The organism is Leifsonia sp. PARNA 1/14, from assembly GCF_055720965.1.
The window spans coordinates 754,399-775,592 of record NZ_JBVQSP010000001.1 but is presented as its reverse complement, the minus strand read 5'-3'; the positions used below and the strand labels follow the sequence as shown (position 1 = coordinate 775,592).

General features: G+C 70.4%; 20 protein-coding genes and 1 other RNA gene. 11 read left to right on the top strand and 10 right to left on the bottom strand.

Going from position 1 to position 21,194, the window contains the following annotated elements:
• Nucleotides 1-18: 18 nt before the first annotated feature.
• Both AC0HS0_RS03910 and AC0HS0_RS03905 read left to right on the top strand, forming a co-directional pair.
• Nucleotides 19-2,544 (top strand): sensor histidine kinase, encoded by a 2,526-nt coding sequence (locus AC0HS0_RS03910; protein ID WP_472961786.1) that lies wholly within the window; start codon nt 19-21, stop codon nt 2,542-2,544.
• Nucleotides 2,541-3,257 (top strand): response regulator, encoded by a 717-nt coding sequence (locus tag AC0HS0_RS03905; protein ID WP_472961785.1) that lies wholly within the window; start codon nt 2,541-2,543, stop codon nt 3,255-3,257. The genes AC0HS0_RS03910 and AC0HS0_RS03905 overlap by 4 nt, the downstream gene beginning before the upstream one ends.
• Nucleotides 3,258-3,331: 74 nt before the next feature.
• On the opposite strand, the gene rnpB is transcribed toward AC0HS0_RS03905, so the two are convergent.
• From rnpB to AC0HS0_RS03885, 4 genes are all read right to left on the bottom strand, one after another.
• Nucleotides 3,332-3,701, bottom strand: an RNA gene (gene rnpB / locus AC0HS0_RS03900) — RNase P RNA component class A.
• A gap of 31 nt (nt 3,702-3,732) precedes the next feature.
• Nucleotides 3,733-4,467, bottom strand: coding sequence for a zinc ribbon domain-containing protein (locus AC0HS0_RS03895; protein ID WP_472961784.1), 735 nt, complete (start codon nt 4,465-4,467; stop codon nt 3,733-3,735).
• A 114-nt stretch (nt 4,468-4,581) separates the two neighbouring features.
• Nucleotides 4,582-5,400, bottom strand: coding sequence for a Nif3-like dinuclear metal center hexameric protein (locus AC0HS0_RS03890; RefSeq protein WP_472961782.1), 819 nt, complete (start codon nt 5,398-5,400; stop codon nt 4,582-4,584).
• 134 nt (nt 5,401-5,534) lie between these two features.
• Nucleotides 5,535-7,916 (bottom strand): cytosine permease, encoded by a 2,382-nt coding sequence (locus tag AC0HS0_RS03885; RefSeq protein ID WP_472961780.1) that lies wholly within the window; start codon nt 7,914-7,916, stop codon nt 5,535-5,537.
• Between the two features lie 73 nt (nt 7,917-7,989).
• Here AC0HS0_RS03885 and AC0HS0_RS03880 point away from each other — a divergent pair, with 73 nt between their 5' ends.
• Nucleotides 7,990-8,799, top strand: coding sequence for a thymidylate synthase (locus AC0HS0_RS03880; protein ID WP_472961779.1), 810 nt, complete (start codon nt 7,990-7,992; stop codon nt 8,797-8,799).
• The gene (locus AC0HS0_RS03875; protein WP_472961778.1) at nt 8,796-9,275 is read left to right on the top strand and encodes a dihydrofolate reductase; all 480 of its coding nucleotides are present in this window, start codon (nt 8,796-8,798) and stop codon (nt 9,273-9,275) included. Before AC0HS0_RS03880 ends, AC0HS0_RS03875 begins: the two co-directional genes overlap by 4 nt.
• Here the strand turns inward: AC0HS0_RS03875 and AC0HS0_RS03870 are convergent.
• A complete protein-coding gene (locus AC0HS0_RS03870; RefSeq protein ID WP_472961777.1) occupies nt 9,268-9,912 on the bottom strand; it encodes a DUF1345 domain-containing protein in 645 nt (214 codons plus the stop codon). The two genes, AC0HS0_RS03875 and AC0HS0_RS03870, sit on opposite strands and share 8 nt — an antisense overlap.
• A gap of 61 nt (nt 9,913-9,973) precedes the next feature.
• On the opposite strand from AC0HS0_RS03870, the gene AC0HS0_RS03865 reads away from it, so the two are divergent.
• Nucleotides 9,974-11,263, top strand: a complete 1,290-nt coding sequence (locus AC0HS0_RS03865) for an aspartate aminotransferase type Ic (protein ID WP_472961774.1) — start codon at nt 9,974-9,976, stop codon at nt 11,261-11,263.
• 16 nt (nt 11,264-11,279) lie between these two features.
• Nucleotides 11,280-11,825, top strand: a complete 546-nt coding sequence (locus AC0HS0_RS03860; RefSeq protein ID WP_472961770.1) for a GNAT family N-acetyltransferase — start codon at nt 11,280-11,282, stop codon at nt 11,823-11,825.
• Between the two features lie 27 nt (nt 11,826-11,852).
• Here AC0HS0_RS03860 and dhaM read toward each other — a convergent pair whose 3' ends face one another.
• Genes dhaM through trpD form a run of 4 tightly spaced genes read right to left on the bottom strand, consistent with a single transcriptional unit; the run spans nt 11,853 to nt 15,360 of the window.
• Nucleotides 11,853-12,578 carry a dihydroxyacetone kinase phosphoryl donor subunit DhaM gene (gene dhaM, locus AC0HS0_RS03855; RefSeq protein WP_472961769.1) on the bottom strand — a complete coding sequence of 242 codons (726 nt, stop codon included), beginning with the start codon at nt 12,576-12,578 and terminating at the stop codon, nt 11,853-11,855.
• Nucleotides 12,575-13,207 carry a dihydroxyacetone kinase subunit DhaL gene (gene dhaL, locus AC0HS0_RS03850; RefSeq protein WP_472961767.1) on the bottom strand — a complete coding sequence of 211 codons (633 nt, stop codon included), beginning with the start codon at nt 13,205-13,207 and terminating at the stop codon, nt 12,575-12,577. The genes dhaM and dhaL overlap by 4 nt, the downstream gene beginning before the upstream one ends.
• Nucleotides 13,208-13,267: 60 nt before the next feature.
• Complete coding sequence (dhaK, locus tag AC0HS0_RS03845; RefSeq protein WP_472961765.1) at nt 13,268-14,269, bottom strand: dihydroxyacetone kinase subunit DhaK; 1,002 nt, start codon at nt 14,267-14,269, stop codon at nt 13,268-13,270.
• Between the two features lie 41 nt (nt 14,270-14,310).
• A complete protein-coding gene (trpD, locus tag AC0HS0_RS03840) occupies nt 14,311-15,360 on the bottom strand; it encodes an anthranilate phosphoribosyltransferase (RefSeq protein WP_472961763.1) in 1,050 nt (349 codons plus the stop codon).
• 132 nt (nt 15,361-15,492) lie between these two features.
• Between trpD and ctaE the strand changes: the two genes are divergently transcribed.
• From ctaE to AC0HS0_RS03815, 5 genes are all read left to right on the top strand, one after another.
• Complete coding sequence (ctaE, locus tag AC0HS0_RS03835; RefSeq protein WP_055915645.1) at nt 15,493-16,137, top strand: aa3-type cytochrome oxidase subunit III; 645 nt, start codon at nt 15,493-15,495, stop codon at nt 16,135-16,137.
• Nucleotides 16,138-16,161: 24 nt separating this feature from the next.
• Nucleotides 16,162-17,013, top strand: a complete 852-nt coding sequence (qcrC, locus tag AC0HS0_RS03830; protein WP_472961761.1) for a cytochrome bc1 complex diheme cytochrome c subunit — start codon at nt 16,162-16,164, stop codon at nt 17,011-17,013.
• A 44-nt stretch (nt 17,014-17,057) separates the two neighbouring features.
• Nucleotides 17,058-18,131 (top strand): cytochrome bc1 complex Rieske iron-sulfur subunit, encoded by a 1,074-nt coding sequence (qcrA, locus tag AC0HS0_RS03825; RefSeq protein WP_472961760.1) that lies wholly within the window; start codon nt 17,058-17,060, stop codon nt 18,129-18,131.
• Nucleotides 18,128-19,747 carry a cytochrome bc1 complex cytochrome b subunit gene (qcrB, locus tag AC0HS0_RS03820; protein WP_472961759.1) on the top strand — a complete coding sequence of 540 codons (1,620 nt, stop codon included), beginning with the start codon at nt 18,128-18,130 and terminating at the stop codon, nt 19,745-19,747. The genes qcrA and qcrB overlap by 4 nt, the downstream gene beginning before the upstream one ends.
• Before the next feature lie 93 nt (nt 19,748-19,840).
• Nucleotides 19,841-20,668: a methyltransferase domain-containing protein gene (locus AC0HS0_RS03815; RefSeq protein ID WP_472961758.1), complete on the top strand. Its 828-nt coding sequence runs from the start codon at nt 19,841-19,843 to the stop codon at nt 20,666-20,668.
• Between the two features lie 101 nt (nt 20,669-20,769).
• Here AC0HS0_RS03815 and AC0HS0_RS03810 read toward each other — a convergent pair whose 3' ends face one another.
• Nucleotides 20,770-21,192, bottom strand: a complete 423-nt coding sequence (locus tag AC0HS0_RS03810; RefSeq protein ID WP_472961756.1) for a cytochrome c oxidase subunit 4 — start codon at nt 21,190-21,192, stop codon at nt 20,770-20,772.
• Nucleotides 21,193-21,194 lie beyond the last annotated feature (2 nt).

Here is a 21,194-nt window from a genome sequence, read left to right as displayed (position 1 = left end):
GTGAGGGATCGAGAGCCCATGTCGCGCGGCCACCTGCGGGTCATGCTCGGCGCGGCGCCCGGCGTCGGCAAGACCTACGCGATGCTCGAAGAAGGCAAGCGGCTGAAGGCGTTGGGCGACGACGTGGTGGTCGCGGTCGTGGAGACCCACGGCCGTGCCGCCACCGCTGCTCTCCTCGACGGGCTGGAGGTCGTTCCGCGCCGGGCGGTCGAGCATCGCGGCGTCGAGCTCACTGAGCTCGACCTGGACGCCGTGCTCGCCCGCCGGCCGCAGCTCGCCCTCGTCGACGAGCTCGCCCACACCAACGCCCCCGGCCTTCAGAACGCCAAGCGCTGGGAGGACGTGGAGGCGATGCTCGCCGCCGGAATCGACGTGATGTCGACGGTCAACATCCAGCACATCGAGTCGCTGAACGACGTCGTCGAGCAGATCACCGGCGTGCAGCAGCGCGAGACCATCCCCGACGCCGTGCTGCGCCGCGCCGACCAGATCGAGGTCGTGGACCTCGCACCGCAGGCGTTGCGCGACCGGCTCGCCGAGGGCGTCGTGTACCCGTCTGCGAGGGTGGACGCCGCGCTGTCGAACTACTTCCGCCTCGGCAATCTGACCGCACTGCGCGAACTCGCACTGCTCTGGCTGGCCGACGAAGTCGATTCCGCGCTGCAGAGGTACCGCGCCGAGCACGGCATCGCCGGCACGTGGGAGGCCCGCGAACGGGTGGTGGTCGCCCTCACCGGCGGCCCGGAGGGCGAGACGTTGCTGCGCCGCGGCGCACGCATCGCCGCCCGCGCGGCCGGCGGCGCACTGCTCGCGGTGCACATCACCAGCCAGGACGGCCTCCGCGAGGCCACTCCCGGTGCGCTCGCCGCCCAGCGCGCACTCGTCGAGCAGCTCGGCGGCAGCTACCACCAGGTGGTCGGCAGCGACATCCCGCGCGCGCTCGTCGACTTCGCGCGCGGCGAGAACGCGACCCAGCTGGTGATCGGCGTCTCGCGGCGCAGCCGGCTCGCCGCGCTGCTCACCGGGCCGGGGATCGGCGCGACCGTGATCCGCGAGTCCGGGGATATCGACGTGCATATCGTGTCCCACGCGCGGGCGGGCGGCCGGTTCTCGCTCCCGCGGCCGCGCGGCGGTCTGACCGTGCGCCGGCGCGTCTACGGCTTCGTCCTGGCCCTGATCGGCGGCCCCCTGCTGACCCTGCTGCTCGTGAACGTCCGGTCGAGCGAGTCGATGACGGCGGACGTGCTCAGCTACCAGCTGCTCGTGGTGGTCGTCGCGCTGGTCGGCGGCATCTGGCCCGCCTTGTTCGCCGCACTGCTCTCCGGGCTCACTCTCGACTTCTTCTTCGTCGACCCTCTCTACACGATCTCCATCGCCGAGCCCCTGCACCTGCTGGCGCTCGTGCTGTACCTGGTGATCGCGGCGCTGGTCAGCGTCGTCGTCGACCAGGCTGCGCGGCGCAGCCGCGCGGCGCAGCGGGCGGCGGCGGAGGCGGAACTGCTCGCGACGGTCGCCGGCGGCGTCATCCGCGGCGAGGATGCGCTGCAGGCGCTCGTGACCCGCACGCGCGAGGCGTTCGGCCTGACCGGGGTGCGGCTCCTCGACGGCGACGAGGTCGTCTCCGCCGACGGCGAACCCTCCGACCCCGCCCACACACAGCAGGTGCGGGTCGGCGACCGCGGCACGCTGGAGCTGTCCGGGCACGACCTGGAGGCCGCGGACCGGCGGCTGCTGGCGGCGATCGTCGCCCAGCTCGACGCCGCGCTCGAACACCGGGAGCTCGCTGCGACCGCCAGCGAGCTCGGGCCGCTCGCCGAGGCCGACCGGGTGCGCAGTGCGCTCCTCGCGGCCGTCGGGCACGACCTCCGTCGCCCACTGGCAGCCGCGACCGCCGCCGTCACGACCCTCCGGCAGACCGACCTCGCGCTGAGCGAGGCCGACCGGGAGGCCCTCCTGGAGACCGCGGAGGACAGCCTCCACTCGCTCGCGACCCTCGTCACCAACCTGCTCGACGTGAGCCGGGTGGAGGCAGGAGTGCTGGGGGTGTCGCTCGCGCCGACCGAGATCGACGACGTCATTCCTCCGGCCCTGGACGAACTCGGCGTCGGCCCGGCGGAGGTCGGGCTCGACCTCGCCGACGGCGTGCCGCCCGTGCTCGCCGACGGCGTGCTCCTGCAGCGCGTGCTGGTGAACCTGCTGGGCAACGCGCTGCGCTTCTCGCCACCCGACCGGCCTCCCGTCATCGCCGCGAGCGAGTTTGGCGGCACGGTGGAGCTGCGGGTCATCGACCACGGACCGGGAATCCCCAGCGAGCGCCGCGAGGCCGTGTTCCAGCCGTTCCAGCGCCTGAGCGACACCGACAACGACACCGGGATCGGACTCGGGCTCGCACTGTCGAAGGGGTTCGCCGAAGGCATGGGCGGCACACTGGAGGCAGAGGACACGCCGGGTGGCGGCCTCACGATGGTGGTCTCGCTCCCCGCGGCCACCGAGCACACGGCCACCGCGCACACGGCCACCGAGCACACGGAGGGGCAGCGATGAGGATCCTGATCGCCGACGACGACCAGCAGATCCTCCGGGCGCTGCGCATCCTGCTCGGCGCGCGCGGTTACGAAGTCATCACCGCGAAGACCGGAGCCGAGGCGCTGTCGCAAGCGGTCGAGCACCATCCCGACCTGGTGATGCTCGACCTGGGCATGCCGGAGTTGAACGGCATCGAGGTCATCGAGGGTCTGCGCGGCTGGTCGACGGTGCCGATCCTCGTCGTCTCGGGTCGCACCGGATCCACCGACAAAGTGGACGCGCTCGACGCCGGCGCCGACGACTACGTGACCAAGCCGTTCGCTGCGGACGAGCTGCTCGCGCGCATCCGCGCCCTGACCCGCCGCCAGTCGGGCTCCTCCGATGAGCCGGCGGTGCGGTTCGGCGATATCACCGTCGACCTCGCGGCCCATCAGGTGCTCAAGCGCACGGTCGACGGCGAGAGCCCCGTCCGGCTCACTCCCACCGAGTGGGCGATCCTCGAGGTGCTGCTGCGCAACCCGCGCCGGCTGGTGACGCGGCAGTCCCTCCTCACGCAGGTATGGGGGCCGCAGTACACGAACGACACCGGCTACCTGCGGCTCTACCTGGCGCAGCTGCGCAAGAAGCTCGAACCGGTGCCCTCCGCCCCGCGTTACCTCCTGACGGAGGCCGGCATGGGCTACCGCTTCTCCCCCGACCCGGACCCGAACCCGGACCTCGACACGGAATGAGCGTCGAGGGGCACGAAAACGCCCCTAAAACCCGGTTTCAGTGGCGTTTACGTGCCCCTCGGCGGCTGCTGAAAGGAACGGGACGGCCGATACGCCGGGTTCTGTCGCGGCACTCGCGCGCCGCGGACGGCCATCTCTCTCGGGACGACGTCGCCGCCGCCCTCTAGCGGTCTACCCGGGGACGAGGCGAGCAGCCTCATGGTCCCCTGTCTGACCTTGCTCCAGGCGAGGTTTACCCAGCCGGCCGGGTCACCCCGGCCGCTGGTGGTCTCTTACACCACCGTTTCACCCTTACCGCGCACTCGCGTGCGAGGCGGTCTGCTCTCTGTTGCACTTTCTCGCGGGTCACCCCGGGTGGGTGTTACCCACCACCCTGCTCTGCGGAGCCCGGACGTTCCTCGGCGGCCCGCTCGCGCAGGCCGACGCGACCGTCTGGCCGTCCCGTTCCGGCCTCCACCCTAGCGCAGCGCGCGTGTCAGAGCCCCGACTCCTCGTTGCGGATGAGGATGGCGCCGCTGTCCGGGCAGAGCACGACGTCGTCGTCGGCCGCGCGGCGGATCTCGGCGAGGTCGGACTCGGTGAGCTTGACGTTCGAGCCCATCGACACCCCGCGCAGCAGCAGAGCGGCGCCGAGGCCGTAGCGCGCGCGCTGGCGCTCGTACAGGGCCACCAGGTCGTCCGGGAGCGCCCCGGCGATCGTGGCGCGGTCGCGGGCGAGGGCGTCGCGCTGGGCGCCGACGGTTCCGGACTCGGCGTCGCGCGCGGCCTCGAGCGTCTGCACCTTGCCTTCGAGCTCGGAGCGCTCGGCCTCGATGGCGGCCAGCGCGCCCTCGAGCCCTTCGACGCGCTCCATGACCGTGAGCTCGATCTCCTCGAGGTCGTTCTGGCGCTTGTCGAGGGAGGCGAGCTCGGCTTCCAGCGCCTGCACGTCCTTCATCGATGACGTCTGCTGCACCCGCTCGGTGTCGCGGCGCTTGCGCGCCTCCACGAGCTCGACGTCGGACTCGACGCGCTTGAGCTCCGACCGGGCGTCCTCCACCTCGCCGGTCGCGGCGATCCAGCGCGCACGCAGGGCGTCGACCTCGGGCTGCAGGGCGGCGAGCTCCTTGGCCTGCGGGAGATTCTTGACGGCATGGTCGAGCTGGCTGAGCCGCGTGTCGGCGGCCTGAAGCCTCAGGAGCTCGTTCTGGTCGGAGGGGCTGGCTTTCACAGTGCTCTGCTCTCTGCTGTGGCGTTCGGTGCTGTGGCGTTCGGTGCTGTGGCGTTCGGTGCTGTGGCGTTCGGTGCTGTGGCGTTCGGTGTGTTCATCGTCGGTGCTGGAGGCTCATTGCAGGATGGCGAAGTCCCACGGGTCGGTGCGCAGCTCGCTGACCGCGACCTCCACGCCGGGGAGGGCGCTGCGCAGCGCCTCCGCCGCCGTGTCGAGCCACAGCCACTCGCTCGCCCAGTGCGAGACGTCGAGCAGGGCGGGTCCGCCGCCGAGCACGGCCTGCTCGCGCGCCTCCGACGCGGGGTGATGCCGGAGGTCGGCGGTGATGTAGACGTCGGCGCCCCGGACGGCCTCCGTCGCCAGCAGCGAGTCGCCCGCGCCGCCGCACACGGCGACGCGCGAGACCGGCTGGTGGTAGTCGCCCGCCGCGCGCACGCCGCCCGCGGTGGGCGGCAGCAGATCGGCGACGACCCGGGCGAGGGCGCCGAGCGTCGTCGGCTCGGCGAGCGTGCCGACGCGCCCGATGCCGGTGACCCCGTCGGGCGCCGGGGCGATCGGAGCGGTGTCGGCGAGGCCGAGCTTCGCGGCCAGCACGGCGCTCGTGCCGTCGGCCACGACGTCGGCGTTCGTGTGCGCCGCAACAAGGGCGCAGTCGGCGCGGATCAACGTGGCCAGGAGCGCGCCTTTGTAGCGGTCTTCGGCGATGGAGGTCACTCCGCGCAGCAGCAAAGGGTGGTGGGCGATGAGGAGGTCGGCGTCGAGACCGACGGCTTCGTCGATGGTGGCGGCGACGGCGTCCACGGTGAGGAGGATGCGGTCGATCGGGGCGTCCGGATCGCCCGAGACCAGCCCGGGCGCGTCCCACCCCTCCGCACCGGCGATCGGCCAGAGCGATTCGACGACCTCGCAGACGGAACGGAGAGTGTGCGGCACGCACAAGAGCCTACGTGATCGGCCGCCGCACGGGTCGGGCAGCAACGGAGGAGATGTGCGGCGACACGCCGCCGCGTGGCAGACGACGGAGGAGATGCAGGGCGGAGCGGCGCACATCTCCTCCGCTGGCAGCGCTACGCCTGCGCGCGCTCCTGACGGCGGACGGCGGGCACGGCCGAGACGATCGGGGTGAGGAGGCCGACGGCGAGCGCGATCACGACGCCGATGTTGCTCGCGCCGATCCCGGCGTTCGGGTCGGCGCCCAGCAGGCGGAAGAGGTAGCCCTCCCACGCGAGCCAAGGCAGCGGCGAGCTCACGAACCCGAGGCCCACCGCGCTGGCGACCACGAGCATCGCGAGGTTCGTCCAGCGCCAATCCGGGTAGACGCCGCCGCGGTTCACCAGCGACGGTTGATGGAACCGCCGGGTCCGCAGCATCATCTCCCCGGTGAACAGGCCGGCCCACGCGGCCACGGGCACGGCCAAGGTCGTCGGGAGGCCGCGCAGGACGTCGTCGAGGTCGCGCACGGTGAGCGCCAGGGCGATGCCGGCGAAGGCGATCGCGCCACCGACGATCAGGGTGCTCCACCGCCTTCCGAGCCGGACACCGAGCGCATCGAGGGTGAACCCTCCCGAGTACATCGTCAGCACCAGAGCGGAGATCAGGCTGAGGCCGACCGCGAGCAGCAGCGGCACCGGATACCAGAACGGCAGGCCGAGACGGGTGAGTCCGGCGACCGGGTCGCGCGCGATGTCGCCGGCCAGCGCCGGGTCCGAGGCTGCGAGCAGGCCGCCGTAGGAGACGAGCACGAACGGCGGCACCCCGGCCCCGAAGGTCGCCCACAACATGCCGGCGGCACCGGAGGACTTCGGGTGCTGGTAGCGGGCGACCTCCGCGCTGCTCATCGCCCACGCCAGCCCGACATAGCTGAAGACGAGGACGGCTCCCGTCACGACATGCGTCCACAGGGCGTCTGGCACGGCGAGCGCCCGCGAGAGGTCGACGTGCCGCCAGGTGGCGGCGATCATGCCGACGATCAGCACTGCGGAGGCGATCGTCAGCACCAGCTGAACGCGCGAGAGCAGTCCGTAGCCGAAGAATGCGACGACACCTGCGATCCCCACCGTGAGCAGGAGGGCGAAGGCCGTCGGCCCGACGCCGAGCTGCGACCAGCCGCCGGCGACCGCGACCGATCCCGCCGCCGACCCCGCCAGCCACAGCAGCACGGCGCCCCAGAACACCTTGGTGGCCAGCGCCAGCGCGGTCGGCAGGGCATTGCCGAGCAGTCCGAACGTGGCACGGGAGACGACCATCGTCGGCTGCCCGCTCCACTTGCCCGCCAACGTGCCCAGCCCCAGTGGAAGGAACGACAGCGCGACACCCACGAGAGTCGCGACCAGCAGCTGACGGAGGCTGAGACCGAGCAGGAAGAGAGTCGCGCCGACACCGACGCTGATCAGGGAGGATGTGCCGGCGAACCACAGCCAGAACAGCCGGGACGCGCGTCCGGCCCGCTGCTCCAATGGGGTCGGCTCGAGGTCGGCGGCCTCCGGGACGAACGGCGGGGGCGGCGCCGGCGGGGCGCCGAAGAGCACGGAGCCGTCGGCCAGGCGGGGCGTCGCGACAGGGGTGGGCGCGCCGGCGCGCACGTCGTCGGCGTCGTCGGCGACATCCCGGTCGATGTGGTCGGGTCGTGCTGTCGTCGCGCCGAGGTCGTGCGCGACCAACGGCTCCTGTGCTGCGAGCGGTTCGACGACCGGCGCCGAAGGCAGCACGTCCGAGAGAAGAGGCACGGGCTGGGAGTCGCGCGGAGCGAGCTCCGCCGCGACGAATCCGAGCGGCTCGACGCGCACGGGCGGCGTTGCGAGGTCGTCGTGCCCGACGTCCGCGGGCTCGATCTCGTCCTGACCGGACGGCGGCTCCATGGCGACGGTCGGGAACTTCGGAGGCGGGACCTCCTCCGCGACGGCCGAGGACGCCGGAGGCTGCGGCTGTGGCTGCGGCTGACCCCGCGGCTGCGGCGCTGCCGCCCCGACCCACGCACTGTAAGTCGGCTGCGGTCCGGTGTCGCGCCTCCGTACGGGGAGGTCGTCGAAGCTGATCAGCTGCGTCGGCGGCCCGACCCAGTCGTCGTCCTCCTCGTCGTCCTCCTCGTCGAGCGGCGCGACCTCGGGCTCGGCCTCCGGCACCAGGGCGACCGGCGCCTCCGCCCTCACGACCGGAATGGCCGACGTTGCAGCCCGCGCCTCCAGCACCGACTGCAGGTGCGCGATCGCCGCCGTCGTGTCGTGGATCCGCAGGTCGGCATCCACGATCGCGGTGACCTCGTCGTCGCTGAGCGATGCTGCGTCCGGCCGCATCACCGTCGGCCCCGCGATGATCGGGATGGCCGCCGTGACGCGGTCGACCTCGGCCTGCAAGGCGTCGGCGAGCTCGTCGTCGCTGTGGCGGATCCTGCGGTCCGGCTCGGCGATGCCCTCCCCCTCGACACCATCGGTGTCCGCACCATCGGCCATGCTCGAAGCCTACGACGGGAACGTCTGGCGGGTCAGGGGTCATCCACGCCCGGGGCGAAGTACCATCGTCTCGATGAGCACGCCGACCCCGACTCCGTATGAAGACCTGCTGCGCGACGTCCTCGCGAACGGCAGCCGCAAGTCCGACCGCACCGGCACAGGCACGCGCAGCGTGTTCGGCCGGCAGCTGCGGTTCGACCTCGCAGAGGGTTTCCCCCTGATCACCACCAAGCGCGTCCACTTCAAGTCGATCGCCTATGAGTTGCTCTGGTTCCTGCGCGGCGAGAGCAACGTGGGCTGGCTGCGCGACAACGGCGTGACGATCTGGGACGAGTGGGCCGACGAGCGCGGCGAGCTCGGCCCCGTCTACGGCGTGCAGTGGAGGTCGTGGCCGGCTCCGGACGGAACCCACATCGACCAGATCCAGCAGGTGATCGACACTCTGCGCCGCGACCCCGACTCCCGGCGGATCATCGTCTCCGCCTGGAACGTCGCCGACATCCCGGACATGGCGCTCGCGCCGTGCCACGCGTTCTTCCAGTTCTATGTCGCCGACGGGAGGCTCTCCTGCCAGCTCTACCAGCGCAGCGCCGACATGTTCCTCGGCGTCCCCTTCAACATCGCCAGCTACGCCCTCCTCACCCTGATGGTCGCGCAGCAGGTGGGCCTGGAGCCTGGCGAGTTCGTCTGGACGGGCGGCGACTGCCACATCTACGACAACCACGTCGAGCAGGTGACCGAGCAGCTGTCCCGCGACCCGTATCCGGCGCCGACGCTGCGCTTCACCCGCACGCCCGAGAGCATCTTCGAGTACACGTTCGAGGACTTCGCCGTCGAGGACTACCAGCACCACCCGGCGATCCGTGCGGCCGTCGCCGTATGAGTCTCGCGCTCATCTGGGCCGAGGCCCACGACCGGGTCATCGGCGCCGGCGGCGTGATGCCGTGGCACCTCCCCGAGGACCTCGCGCACTTCCGCGAGCTGACCGGCACGGATCCCGTCGTGATGGGGCGCCGCACCTGGGAGTCGCTGCCCGAGCGCTTCCGGCCGCTCCCGGGCAGGGACAACATCGTCGTGACCCGCCAGGCCGACTTCGACGCACCGGGCGCGACGGTCGTCCACTCCCTGGAGGACGCTCCGGCCGGCCGGGGCGACTCGATCGTCTGGGTGATCGGGGGCGCCGAGCTCTACGGCCAGGCGCTGCCGCTCGCCGACCGGGTGGAGGTCACCGAGATCGACCTCGACGTGGCCGGCGACACGTTCGCACCCGTGCTCGGGCCCGAGTGGCACGGCGAGCCCGGGCCGTGGCTGGAGGCCGCGAGCGGGCTGCGCTACCGGTTCGTCCGCTACCTCAGGTGAGGCCGGCCACCAGGTTCACGGTCGCGGCGACGATCACGGTACCGAACACGTACGACAGCAGGGTGTGACCCAGGATCGTCCTGCGCAGGTACGAGCTGGAGACATTCGTGTCCGAGACCTGGAAGGTCATCCCGAGGGTCAGGGCGAGATAGGCGAAGTCGCTGTACCTCGGCGGCTCGTCCTGGTTGAAGTCGACGCCGCCGTTCTTGCGGTAGTAGATGCGCGCGTACCGCAGCATGTAGATCGTGTGCACGAGCAGCCAGGTCAGGGCGATGCTGACGACGGCGAGCAGCGCGACGCCCAGCTGCGCCCCGCCTTTCAGGCTGCGCGCGTCCACGAGCACCCACACGACCGCGACGACACTCGCCAGCGCCGCGAAGATCAGCACGAGGTCGGCCGTCCGGCGGCCGGGGTCCTCCAGGGTCGCGTGGTCGCGCGTCGTGTGCGAGTCCATGCGCCACACCGCCAACCACACCCACGCGATGTAGACCAGACAGGCCGCGGCCCAGCCCGCGAGCACGGCGTGGTGCACCGCGTCGATGAAGGAGGTTCCGACGGCGACGACCACGCCGACGGCCAGGGCCACGTACATCTTCGTCCGCGTGCGCCCCCGCCCGCGCTTCACTTCGTTCGTCACACTCCGGATGTTCGCACGTCCCGGCCGGGCGGACGATCCAGCGCGCCGGTACGATCGGATTGTGACCACCGCACCCGCCCCCCTCGCCGACCTCGACACCGAAGCGCTGCGCGCCGCCCACGCGGAGTTCGCCCGTGCCTACGACGACCTCAAGGCCCGCGGCCTCGCGCTCGACATCACGCGCGGCAAGCCGTCGGCCGAGCAGCTCGACCTCTCCGACGACCTGCTGCACCTGCCCGACGGTGCGTACCGTGACGCGGCGGGAACCGACCTCCGCAACTACGGAGGCCCGAACGGCCTCCCTGAGCTGCGCGCGATCTTCGCCGACGCGCTGCGGGTGCCGCCGGCGCAGCTGCTCGCGCTCGGAAACTCCAGCCTCACGATCATGCACGACACTGTCGCGCAGGCACTGATCCACGGCGTCCCCGGCGGCGACCTCCCCTGGGGGCATCAGCCGATCTCGTTCCTGGCGCCCGTGCCCGGCTACGACCGTCACTTCACGATCCTGGAGCGTTTCGGCATCCGTATGATCGCGGTCCCGATGAACGACGACGGTCCCGACATCGCGACCATCGAGACGCTGCTCGCCACCGACGACAGCATCAAGGGCATCTGGTGCGTGCCGGTGTATTCCAACCCGACCGGCGCCGTCTACAGCGAGGAGGTCGCGCGTGCGCTCGTGTCGCTGCCCGCCGCCCCCGACTTCCGCCTGTTCTGGGACAACGCGTACGTCGTGCACCACCTCTCGGACGAGCGCCCCGAGCCGATCGACATCCTCGCGTTGGCCGCCGAGGCGGGCAACCCCGACCGTCCGCTGATCTTCGCGTCCACGTCCAAGGTCACCTATCCCGGGTCGGGCGTCGCCTTCTTCGGCGCCTCCGAGACGAACATCGCCTGGTTCCAGCACAACTCGGCAGCTCAGAGCATCGGGCCCGACAAGCTCAACCAGCTGCGCCATGTGCAGCTGCTGCGCGACGCCGACGGGCTGACTGCGCACATGGAGAGGCACCGAGCGATCCTCGCTCCCAAGTTCGCCGCGGTCGACGAGACCTTCCGCGCCCGCCTGGAGCCGTGGGGCGCCGGCGCGTGGAAAGCTCCGCTCGGCGGGTACTTCGTCAGCCTCGACGTGCTCGACGGCTGCGCCAAGCGGGCCGTGCAACTGGCGAAGGAGGCAGGGATCGCCGTCACACCCGCCGGGGCGACCTTCCCGTACGGCGAGGACCCGCGCGACGCGAACATCCGCATCGCGCCGACCTTCCCTCCATTGGCGGAGCTGAGCGAGGCCCTCGAAGGTCTGTGCACGGCGATCCTGCTCGCCGAGAGCGAGGCCCTGCTGGCCGAGCGGAACTGACACGAGCGGGACAGACATGGGCGGCGCGCACCCGCGCGAATGGACGGACTCCCCCGGTGCCGAGCGGCCCTGGGTGGTCCGCCCGGCCGTGGAGGCCGACTGGCGGGCCTACCGGGCGATCCGGCTGGAGATGCTCGAGGACACGCCCATCGCGTTCCTCGAGACGCTGGAGGCCGCGCAAGCGCACCCCGACGAGCACTGGCGCCGCCGCGCGGCGAACGGCTCGGCCTCCAGCGAGCTGTTCGCCGCGGTGACCCCGGACGGACGCTGGATCGGAACCATGGGCGGCTTCCATGCTGTGAGCTCGCCCGACCCGCACCTGGTCGGCGTCTACGTGACGCCGTCGCGGCGCGGCCGCGAAAACGGCGTCGCCGACGCGCTGCTCGACGCCGTCATCGCCTGGGCGCGGCGCCGCTCCGGTCGCCTGCTGCTGGAGGTGCACGAGCGCAACCTCCCCGCGATCCGCTACTACGAGCGGCACGGCTTCGCCCTCACCGGTCACACGCAGCCGTATCCGCTCGATCGCACCGCGCTCGAGCTCGAGATGGCGGTCGACCTCTAGCGCGGCTGTCTCGCCGGTCGGACCGGGTCAGACCTCGCCGAACCCGCCCTCGACGAGTTCGACCAGTGCATCGACCGCAGCTTCGCCGTCTTCGTCGGGCGACGCGATCGACGCTGTCGCGCCGGCGGTCAGCCCGAGCGACATCACGCCGAGCAGGCTCTTGGCGTCCTTGCCGTTGACGGTGACCTTCACCGGGAAGGTGTTCGCCAGCTTCACGAACTCCGCAGCGGGACGCGCGTGCAGTCCCTGCGGGTTGCGCACCAGCACCTCGCGCGCATAGCCCGATCCACTGCGCGTGCCGCCCTCGGCCGACGCGGGGGTCGCAGCCTGGGTCTCCGGCGCCTCGGCGGGCTCCGCACCGCCCCAGGCGGCGCGCGCACCCTCGACGGCGGCGGCCACGCCCTCCAGATCGGCGCCGGTCTCGGCGGCCACCGCCGCCGCGACGCCTCCCTCGACGAACGGGCCGTCGACGACGCGCACGCGAGCGCGCTCGTCGTCCGGCAGGAGGTCCAGCACCGTCTCGGCCGTCAGCAGCGCGGAGCCGAGGTCGCTCACCACCACGACGCCGGAGCCCCGGTCGGCCTCGCCCACAGCGGTCATGACCTTCCCGAAGCTCGTGCCGATCCCATCGTCGTCCGTCCCTCCCGCAGGCAGCAGCGTCACCGACGGCGCCATCTGCCCGGCGAGGGCGACGGCGCCGGCGGCGAGCTGCGAGCTGTGCGAGACGAAGACGATCCCGACCGTCGCGCTCATCCGGCGGCTCCGGCCGCAGCCCGCAGGATCAGGGCCGTCGACTGTGCACCCGGGTCGCGGTGACCGGCGGAACGCTCACCGAGGTAGCTCGCGCGGCCCTTGCGGGCGACGAGCGGGATGGTCGCGTCCGAGCCCTGCTCGGCAGCGTCGGCTGTCGCCGCGAGGATCGCCGCCGGGTCGGCCCCCGCGGCGAGCGCGGCCGACGCCGCCTCCACCGCGGGGGTCCAGGCGTCGATCATCGTCTTGTCGCCCGGCTCCGCCTTGCCGCGGGACACGATCCCGTCGCGCGCCGCCGTCAGCAGCGCAACGAGCGTCTCTCCGTCGATCACCTGCGCGTCGCCCACCGGCTCGGCCGCCTTCAGGAAGGCGGTGCCGTAGAGCGGTCCGGAGGCTCCACCGACCGTGGAGATGAGGGTCATCGCGATCGAGCGCAGCGCCGCGGACGGAGTCGCATCCTCCGGCAGCTTCGCCAGCGCGTCCACGGACGCGCGCATGCCGCGGTCCATGTTCTCGCCGTGATCGCCGTCGCCGATCTCCCGGTCGAGCGTGTTCAGCTCGCCTTTGTGCTCGGCCACGGCCTCCGCCGCGGCCGAGATCCAGGACGAGACCCAGTTCGTGTCCAACGCCATGCGCGTTTCCTTCCTCTCGTCACCCGTGTCGTTCGGTGTGCTGTCGTTCTGCTGTGCTCGTCAGACGCCCCAGCGGAGCGCGGCGGTGTGCACCGGAGCGTCCCACAGGGCGGTCAGTTCGTCGTCGAGCTTCAGCACCGAGATGGAGGCGCCCTGCATCTCGAGCGAGGTGACGTAGTTGCCGACCAGGGAACGGCCGAGCACGATGCCCTTCTCGTCCAGGATCTCCGCCGCCCGGCGGAACAGGATGTAGAGCTCGGACAGCGGGGTGCCGCCCATCCCGTTCACGAACAGCAGCACCGTGTCTCCGGACGAGAACGGCAGATCGGTGAGGATCGCGTCCATCATCCGGTCGACGAGGCGGTCGGCCGGCTGGATCTTGATGCGCTCGCGACCGGGCTCGCCGTGGATGCCCACGCCGAACTCGATCTCGTCCTCCGGGAGCACGAAACCGGGCTCGCCCGCGTGCGGGACCGTGCCGTCGGTGAGCGCCAGCCCGATCGAGCGGACGTTGGCGTTGACCTTCTCGGCGACCGCTGTCACCGCGTCGAGGTCGTCGCCGCGATCGGCCGCCGCCCCCGCGATCTTCTCGACGAGCACGGTGCCGGCGACGCCGCGGCGCCCGGCCGTGTAGAGCGAGTCCTGCACCGCGACGTCGTCGTTGGTGACGACGGAGCGCACGGTGATGCCCTCCGCGCCCACCAGGTCGGCGGCGGTCTCGAAGTTCAGCACGTCGCCTGTGTAGTTCTTGACGATGTGGAGCACACCGGCGCCACCGTCGGCGGCCTTGGTGGCCTCCACGATCGGCATCGGGGTCGGGGAGGTGAACACCTCGCCGGGCACCGCAGCGTCCAGCATGCCCTTCCCCACGAATCCGGCGTGGAGCGGCTCATGGCCGCTGCCGCCGCCGCTGACCAGGCCGACCTTGCCGCGCACCGGGCCGTCGGCCCGGGAGACGAAACGGGGGTCCTGCGACACCGCGACGATGTCAGCGTGAGCTCGGCCGAAACCCGCCAAGGACTCGGCCACGACGTCGGGTACGTCGTTGATGAGCTTCTTCATTGAAAACCCTTCCTTCCACTTTGCTGTCGGTGCTTGCTACATCAGTGCGTAGCCGCCACCCATTCGTCGAGCTTCGCGGCCGCAGCCCCGGAGTCGATCGCCTGGGCGGCGACCGCCATTTGCGAACGGAACCGATCCAGGATGGACTCCTGGACCCTCGACGGGTCGGACGCGAGCTCGTAGGACACGAGCCCGGCCGCCGCGTTGAGCAACACGATGTCGCGCACGGGGCCCTCCTGGCCCGCGAGCACGGCACGCACGACAGCCGCGTTGTACGCGGCGTCCTTCCCGAGCAGGTCGTCGATCCTGGCGCGCGGGATGCCCAGATCGCGCGGATCGATGTCGTGCTCGGTGACGAGGCCCCTGGAGACCTCCCAGACGTGGCTGTGACCGGTGGTCGACAGCTCGTCGAGACCGTCGTCGCCGCGGAAGACCAGCGCGGTCGCGCCGCGGGTCTGGAAGACGCCGACGATCAGCGGGATGCGGTCGAGCGTCGCCACGCCCACTGCCGACGCCTCCGGGCGGGCCGGATTGCACAGCGGTCCGAGGAAATTGAACACGGTCGGCACGCCGAGCTGGGATCGGACGGGCCCGGCATTGGCGAAACCGGGGTGGAAGGCGCTGGCGAACGCGAAGGTGATCCCGGTGCGCTGCAGCACCTCGGCCACCCGCTCGGGCGGCAGCGTCAGGTCGATGCCGAGTGCCGCCAGCACATCGGACGACCCCGACGACGAGCTGGCCGCCCGGTTGCCGTGCTTGATCACGGGCACGCCCGACGCCGCGGCGACGATGGAGGCCGTCGTGGACACGTTCACGGTGCCGAAACGGTCTCCCCCGGTGCCCACGATGTCCAGCGCCATCGGGTCGACCGGCAGCGGAACGGCGTGGTCGAGGATGGCGTCGCGGAACCCGACGACCTCGTCGACGGTCTCGCCCTTGGCGCGCAGCGCGATCAGGAATGCGGCGAGCTGGGCCTCGGTGGCCTCCCCCGACATGACCTGATCCATGGCCCAGGCCGCGTCCGCCACGCTCAGGTCCTCGCGGGCGAGGAGTGAGGTGAGCACGGACGACCAGGACTGCATTTGCGTCATACTGCGATCCTATTGGGAGGCGACACGCCACGGGGAGCAGGGGCTTTGTACCAGGTGTAAGGCTGCCCTTACCCGAATCGAGGCGAATTCGTGCCATTCAGGTGAGAAAACCACGGCTTCTTTTCAGCCATAATGGGTTTTGTGACGAGCACCTCCATTTCTCCTGCAACGAGTGCGCCGGCGATCAACCGGCCCAATGTCGTGGCCGTCGGCACGATCGTCTGGCTCGGCTCCGAGGTGATGTTCTTCGCGGGTCTCTTCGCGATCTACTTCACGCTCAAGTCGACGTCGCCCGATCTGTGGGCCGCCGAGACACAGCACTTGAACATCCCCTACGCGGCCGTGAACACCACGATCCTGGTGCTGTCCTCCGTGACCTGCCAGATGGGCGTGTTCGCCGCGGAGCGCCTCCAGCCGCGCCGCAGCGGCGGCGTGCTGCAGTTCTGGAAATGGGGCCTCGTCGAGTGGTTCGCCCTCTCGTACATCATGGGTGCCATCTTCGTCTCCGGCCAGGTGCTCGAGTACGCCACGCTCGTCTCCGAGGGCATCGCGTTCGACGCCAACGCCTACGGCTCCGCCTTCTATTTGACGACCGGCTTCCACGCCCTCCACGTCACCGGCGGCCTCATCGCCTTCCTGCTCGTCATCGGCCGTGCGTTCGCGGTCAAGACCTTCGGCCACAAAGAGGCCACGAGCGCCATCGTCGTGTCGTACTACTGGCACTTCGTCGACGTCGTGTGGATCGGACTGTTCGCGGTCATCTACATCATCCGATAGATCAACAGGAGCTGACCTCACCTCATGCGTCCCCGCGTTCCCGGCACCCAGAAGTCCCGCGCCACGGCCCCCGGCCGCACTAAGGCGGCGCGCAAGACCGGTCGCCGCCACCCGCTCGCCACCGTCGCCCTGCTCGCCATCGGCCTCGGCCTCACCGGCGGCGCGTACGCCGCGTTCACCACCACCACGGCCTCGGCCGACACCGCTTCGGTGCAGACGTCCTCCAAGTCGCAGATCGAGCAGGGCGAGAAGCTGTTCCAGGCCAACTGCGCCACCTGCCACGGCATGGACGCGCAGGGCACGATCAACGCGCCGACCCTGATCGGCGTCGGCGCCGCCGCGGTCGACTTCCAGGTCGGCACCGGCCGCATGCCCATGCAGATGCAGGGGCCGCAGGCCGAGCAGAAGCCGGTGCAGTTCTCCGATGCCGACGTCGCGGCCCTCGCCGCCTACGTCGCGTCGCTCGCTCCCGGCCCCTCGGTGCCCGAGCAGAAGTTCCTCGACGGCAAGGGCGACGCCGCCGCAGGCGCCGAGCTCTTCCGCATCAACTGCGCGATGTGCCACAACGTCGCCGGCGCGGGTGGTGCGCTCACCGAGGGCAAGTTCGCCCCGCCGCTGACCGGTGTCAGCGCCAAGCACATCTACGAGGCCATGATCACCGGCCCGCAGAACATGCCGGTGTTCAACGACCTGAACATCTCGCCCCAGGGCAAGGCCGACATCATCACGTACCTCAAGTACATCCAGAACAACCCGTCCCCGGGCGGCTTCGAGCTCGGCTCGCTCGGCCCGGTGGCCGAGGGACTCTTCCTCTGGATCTTCGGCCTCGGCGCCATCGTCGCCCTGACCGTGTGGATCACGGCGAAGTCCAACTGACCGTTCTGTCGTACTTGTAGAAGCACAGCGTAAGAAGGAGAACAATGGCACAGGACGAGAACGGCGGTCACGAGCTGACGCCAGCCAGTTCGTCGGCCGTCGACGTGCACCGGACCGGAGACCCCGGAACGGCGGTGATCATCCGCGACGCCGTCGAGAACCCCGGTTTCCCGCCGCACCGCCCCCGGGTGACCGACCTCGACCCCAAGAAGGAGCGGCGCGCCGAGCGCACCGTCTACACGCTGTTCTATCTGTCCATCGCGGGCTCCGTGTGGGCGGTCGCCGCGTACATGGCGTTCCCGATCAACGACAGCGACCCGGGCTCCGTGCGTCTGAACAACCTGTTCATCGGCCTCGGCATCGCACTGGCCCTGCTCGCCATCGGCATCGGCGCCGTGCACTGGGGCAAGGCCCTCATGCACGAGAAAGAGGGCGTCGACCTCCGCCACCCCGTCCGCGGCTCCGAGCAGACCACCGAGCGCGCGGCCGAGATCTTCCGCCAGGCCGACCAGGAGTCCGGCTTCAACCGCCGCACGCTGGTGCGCAACAGTCTGATCGGCGCGCTGATCGCCTTCCCGCTCCCCGCCGTGGTGCTTTTCCGCGGTCTCGCGCCGCAGGGTGAAGACCCGGCCGAGCTGCTCTCGCAGACCATGTGGGCCAAGGGCATCCGCCTCACGCGCGACCCCTCGGGCACCCCGATCAAGGCGTCCGACGTCACGCTGGGCAGCGCCTTCCACGTCATTCCGGAGGGCCTGATCGACGCTCCGGACATGCTGGAGCAGAAGGCCAAGGCGGCCGTCCTGCTCATGCGCCTCAAGCCCGAAGACCTGCACGTCTCCAAGGGCCGTGAGAACTGGAACTACGACGGCATCGTCGCCTACTCCAAGATCTGCACGCACGTCGGGTGCCCTGTGGCGCTCTACGAGCAGCAGACCCACCACCTGCTGTGCCCGTGCCACCAGTCGCAGTTCGACATCACGCACGAGGCAGAGGTCATCTTCGGACCGGCGAAGCGGCCACTGCCGCAGCTGCCGATCACCGTTGACGCCGACGGTTACCTGGTCGCCCGCAGCGACTTCCACCAGCCCGTCGGCCCGAGTTTCTGGGAGCGCCATTGAGCACCACCACCGCCGCAGCTCCTGCGGCAGAAACCACGGTCAAGAGCGGCGGCTTCACAGCGGCGGCCGCCAACTACATCGAGGACCGCACCAGCATCTCCGGCGCGGTCAAGGAGTTCGGTCGCAAGATCTTCCCCGACCACTGGTCCTTCCTGCTCGGTGAGGTCGCCCTCTACAGCTTCATCGTCATCCTGTTGACGGGAACGTTCCTGACGTTCTTCTTCCAGGCGTCGATGGCCGAGGTCGTCTACAACGGCTCGTACGTGCCGCTCAAGGGCATCCACATGTCCGCGGCGATGGAGTCCACGCTCAACATCTCGTTCGAGGTGCGCGGCGGCCTGCTCGTGCGCCAGATCCACCACTGGGCGGCTCTGCTGTTCGTGGCCGCGATCGGCCTGCACATGCTCCGCATCTTCTTCACGGGTGCGTTCCGCAAGCCGCGCGAGCTCAACTGGGTGATCGGCTTCACGCTGTTCATCCTCGCGATGGCCGAGGGCTTCACGGGCTACTCGCTCCCCGACGACCTGCTGTCCGGCAACGGCCTCCGCATCATCGACGGCCTCATCAAGGGCCTCCCTGTGGTCGGCACCTGGATCTCGTTCCTGCTCTTCGGCGGCGAGTTCCCGGGCACGGCGATCGTGGGGCGCCTCTACACGCTGCACATCCTGCTGCTGCCCGCGCTCGTGGTCGCGTTCATCGCACTGCACCTGGTGTTCGTGGTCGTCCACAAGCACACGCAGTACGCCGCTCCCGGCCGCACCCAGGGCAACGTCGTCGGCTACCCGGTCCTCCCGGTGTACGCGGCGAAGGCCGGCGGCTTCTTCTTCATCGTGTTCGGTGTCGTGGCGCTCATGGCGTCGCTCTTCACCATCAACCCGATCTGGAACTACGGTCCGTACGATCCCTCGCCCGTGTCTGCCGGCACCCAGCCCGACTGGTACATCGGCTTCGCGGACGGCGCCCTGCGTCTCGTTCCGCCGGGCTGGGAGTTCGTCTGGCTCAACCGCACCTGGTCGTTCAACATCATCGTCCCTGTCGCCATCCTTGGTCTCTTCATCGTGACCGTGATGATCTACCCCTTCATCGAAGCGTGGATCACCGGCGACAAGCGCGAGCACCACATCCTCGACCGTCCGCGCAACGCGGCCACCCGCACCGCCATCGGCGCCGCCGGCGTGACGTTCTACGCGGTGTTCTGGGCTGCGGCGTCGTCCGACATCATCGCCACGCACTTCATGCTGACGATGGAGGGCGTGATCCACACGCTCCAGGCCCTGCTGTTCGTCGGCCCTGTGGTCGCGTACTTCCTCACCAAGCGCGTCTGCCTCGCGCTTCAGAAGAAGGACCGCTCGGTCGCGCTGCACGGTTACGAGACCGGCCGCATCGTCAAGCTCCCCGGTGGCGAGTTCATCGAGGTGCACGAGCAGCTCAGCGACTACGAGCGCTGGCGTCTGGTGAGCTTCGAGGCGTACGAGCCGCTGATGATCCGTCCGAACAAGCGCGGCAAGATCACGGCTGGAACGCGGATGCGCGCGAGCCTGTCCCGCTGGTTCTTCGAAGACCGTCTCGTCCCGCCGACCCGCGGGGAGCTCGAGTCGGGTCACGGTCACCACTGATCCGCTGAACCTCCGTGCAAGCGCCGATCGTCATCGACGATCGGCGCTTGCCCGTTTCCAGCCCCTTCCCCCGGCATGCTCGAGGAGCTCCCTGTGACAGATCCAGCCCGTGATGCACTCGCACGTCTGGCCTCCTGGCTGCGCTGCCTCGTGTGCGGGCGCGACCTGGAACCCGTCGACAGGCTGATGCTCGGTTGCCCCGAGGGACACCGCCACGACGTCAACAAACGCGGCTACGTGTCGCTGCTCGGCGGCGGCAGCAAGCTGGTCGGCGACTCGGCCGAGATGCTGGACGCTCGCGACGCGGTGCTCGAGGGCGGTGCCTACGCCCCCATCGCCTCTGCCGTTGCCGCGGCCGCCCGGCCCGGGGAGAGCTCGCGGATTCTCGACGCCGGCGCCGGAACGGGCTATTACCTGCGCGCCGTCCTCGCGCCCGCAGCCGACGCCGTCGGCCTGGCGATGGACCTCTCCCCCGCCGCGGTCGCCCGGGCTGTGCGTTCGTCGGCCAGCATCGACGGCCTGGTCGCCGACACCTGGCGTCCGCTCCCCGTCCGCTCGCAGACGGTGGATGCCGTGCTGGACGTCTTCGCACCGCGGAACCTGCCCGAGTTCCACCGTGTCCTTCGTCCGGGCGGCCGGCTCGTGGTCGTGGTGCCCCGCGCGGACCACCTCGGGTCGCTGAGACAGGCGGGCACCATGCTCGACATCCCGACAGACAAGGCCGAGGACGTCGTCAGGGCCGCAGAGGCGCTGTACGCCCCGCTGACGCGCGAACATGTCTCATACACACTCGCGCTCGATGAGGACCTCCGCCTCGCCCTGGCGGCGATGGGGCCGTCAGCGCGTCACGCTGACGCGGCGCCCGCGCCGGCCGCAGAGACGACCGTCTCCGTCGACGTGCTCAGCTTCCAGGTGCGCTGAACCCGGCATCGAAAGTCCGAAGTGGATCTCTCGGCACCCGACGCCGAAAAGGCCGCCTCCCGAGGGAGGCGGCCTATTCGTACAGAGCGTTTGCGTTCGACTCAGCGGGCGAAGAAGCCGCGGTAGTACTCGTAGACCCAGCCGACGATGCTTACCAGAGCGAAGGCCACACCGATGAAGCAGATCCAGAAGCCGACCGCGAGGCCGAGCATGACGAGCGCGGCCGCCGCGCCGAGCGAGATGGGCCACCAGCTCCACGGGGAGAAGTGACCGAGCTCCGGATCGCCGTCGTCGATGTTCGCATCGAGCTTGTCCTCGGGCAGCTCGCCGCCCTGCGAGGCGTGCGAGCGCCCCACGTAGAAAGCGATGAACGCGGCGAGGATGGCGCTCAGCGTGAGGGCCACGGTGCCGACCCACTCGACCTTCATGTGCATCGGGTCGAGGAGGCTCCACAGCGTGTAGACGATCGCCGAGAGGAGGAAGAAGGCCGCCAGGATCCAGAAGAGGATTGCGTTAGCTCTCATGG

What these genes read in the sequence shown, in the direction of transcription:
- ctaE (WP_055915645.1), top strand. Translation starts at nt 15,493, where the DNA reads ATGGGTTTTGTGACGAGCACCTCCATTTCTCCTGCAACGAGTGCGCCG.
- qcrC (WP_472961761.1), top strand. Translation starts at nt 16,162, where the DNA reads ATGCGTCCCCGCGTTCCCGGCACCCAGAAGTCCCGCGCCACGGCCCCC.
- dhaM (WP_472961769.1), bottom strand. Translation starts at nt 12,578, where the DNA reads ATGAGCGCGACGGTCGGGATCGTCTTCGTCTCGCACAGCTCGCAGCTC.
- trpD (WP_472961763.1), bottom strand. Translation starts at nt 15,360, where the DNA reads ATGACGCAAATGCAGTCCTGGTCGTCCGTGCTCACCTCACTCCTCGCC.
- AC0HS0_RS03810 (WP_472961756.1), bottom strand. Translation starts at nt 21,192, where the DNA reads ATGAGAGCTAACGCAATCCTCTTCTGGATCCTGGCGGCCTTCTTCCTC.
- AC0HS0_RS03885 (WP_472961780.1), bottom strand. Translation starts at nt 7,916, where the DNA reads ATGGCCGATGGTGCGGACACCGATGGTGTCGAGGGGGAGGGCATCGCC.
- AC0HS0_RS03905 (WP_472961785.1), top strand. Translation starts at nt 2,541, where the DNA reads ATGAGGATCCTGATCGCCGACGACGACCAGCAGATCCTCCGGGCGCTG.
- qcrA (WP_472961760.1), top strand. Translation starts at nt 17,058, where the DNA reads ATGGCACAGGACGAGAACGGCGGTCACGAGCTGACGCCAGCCAGTTCG.
- AC0HS0_RS03860 (WP_472961770.1), top strand. Translation starts at nt 11,280, where the DNA reads ATGGGCGGCGCGCACCCGCGCGAATGGACGGACTCCCCCGGTGCCGAG.
- dhaK (WP_472961765.1), bottom strand. Translation starts at nt 14,269, where the DNA reads ATGAAGAAGCTCATCAACGACGTACCCGACGTCGTGGCCGAGTCCTTG.
- AC0HS0_RS03910 (WP_472961786.1), top strand. Translation starts at nt 19, where the DNA reads ATGTCGCGCGGCCACCTGCGGGTCATGCTCGGCGCGGCGCCCGGCGTC.
- dhaL (WP_472961767.1), bottom strand. Translation starts at nt 13,207, where the DNA reads ATGGCGTTGGACACGAACTGGGTCTCGTCCTGGATCTCGGCCGCGGCG.
- AC0HS0_RS03875 (WP_472961778.1), top strand. Translation starts at nt 8,796, where the DNA reads ATGAGTCTCGCGCTCATCTGGGCCGAGGCCCACGACCGGGTCATCGGC.
- AC0HS0_RS03880 (WP_472961779.1), top strand. Translation starts at nt 7,990, where the DNA reads ATGAGCACGCCGACCCCGACTCCGTATGAAGACCTGCTGCGCGACGTC.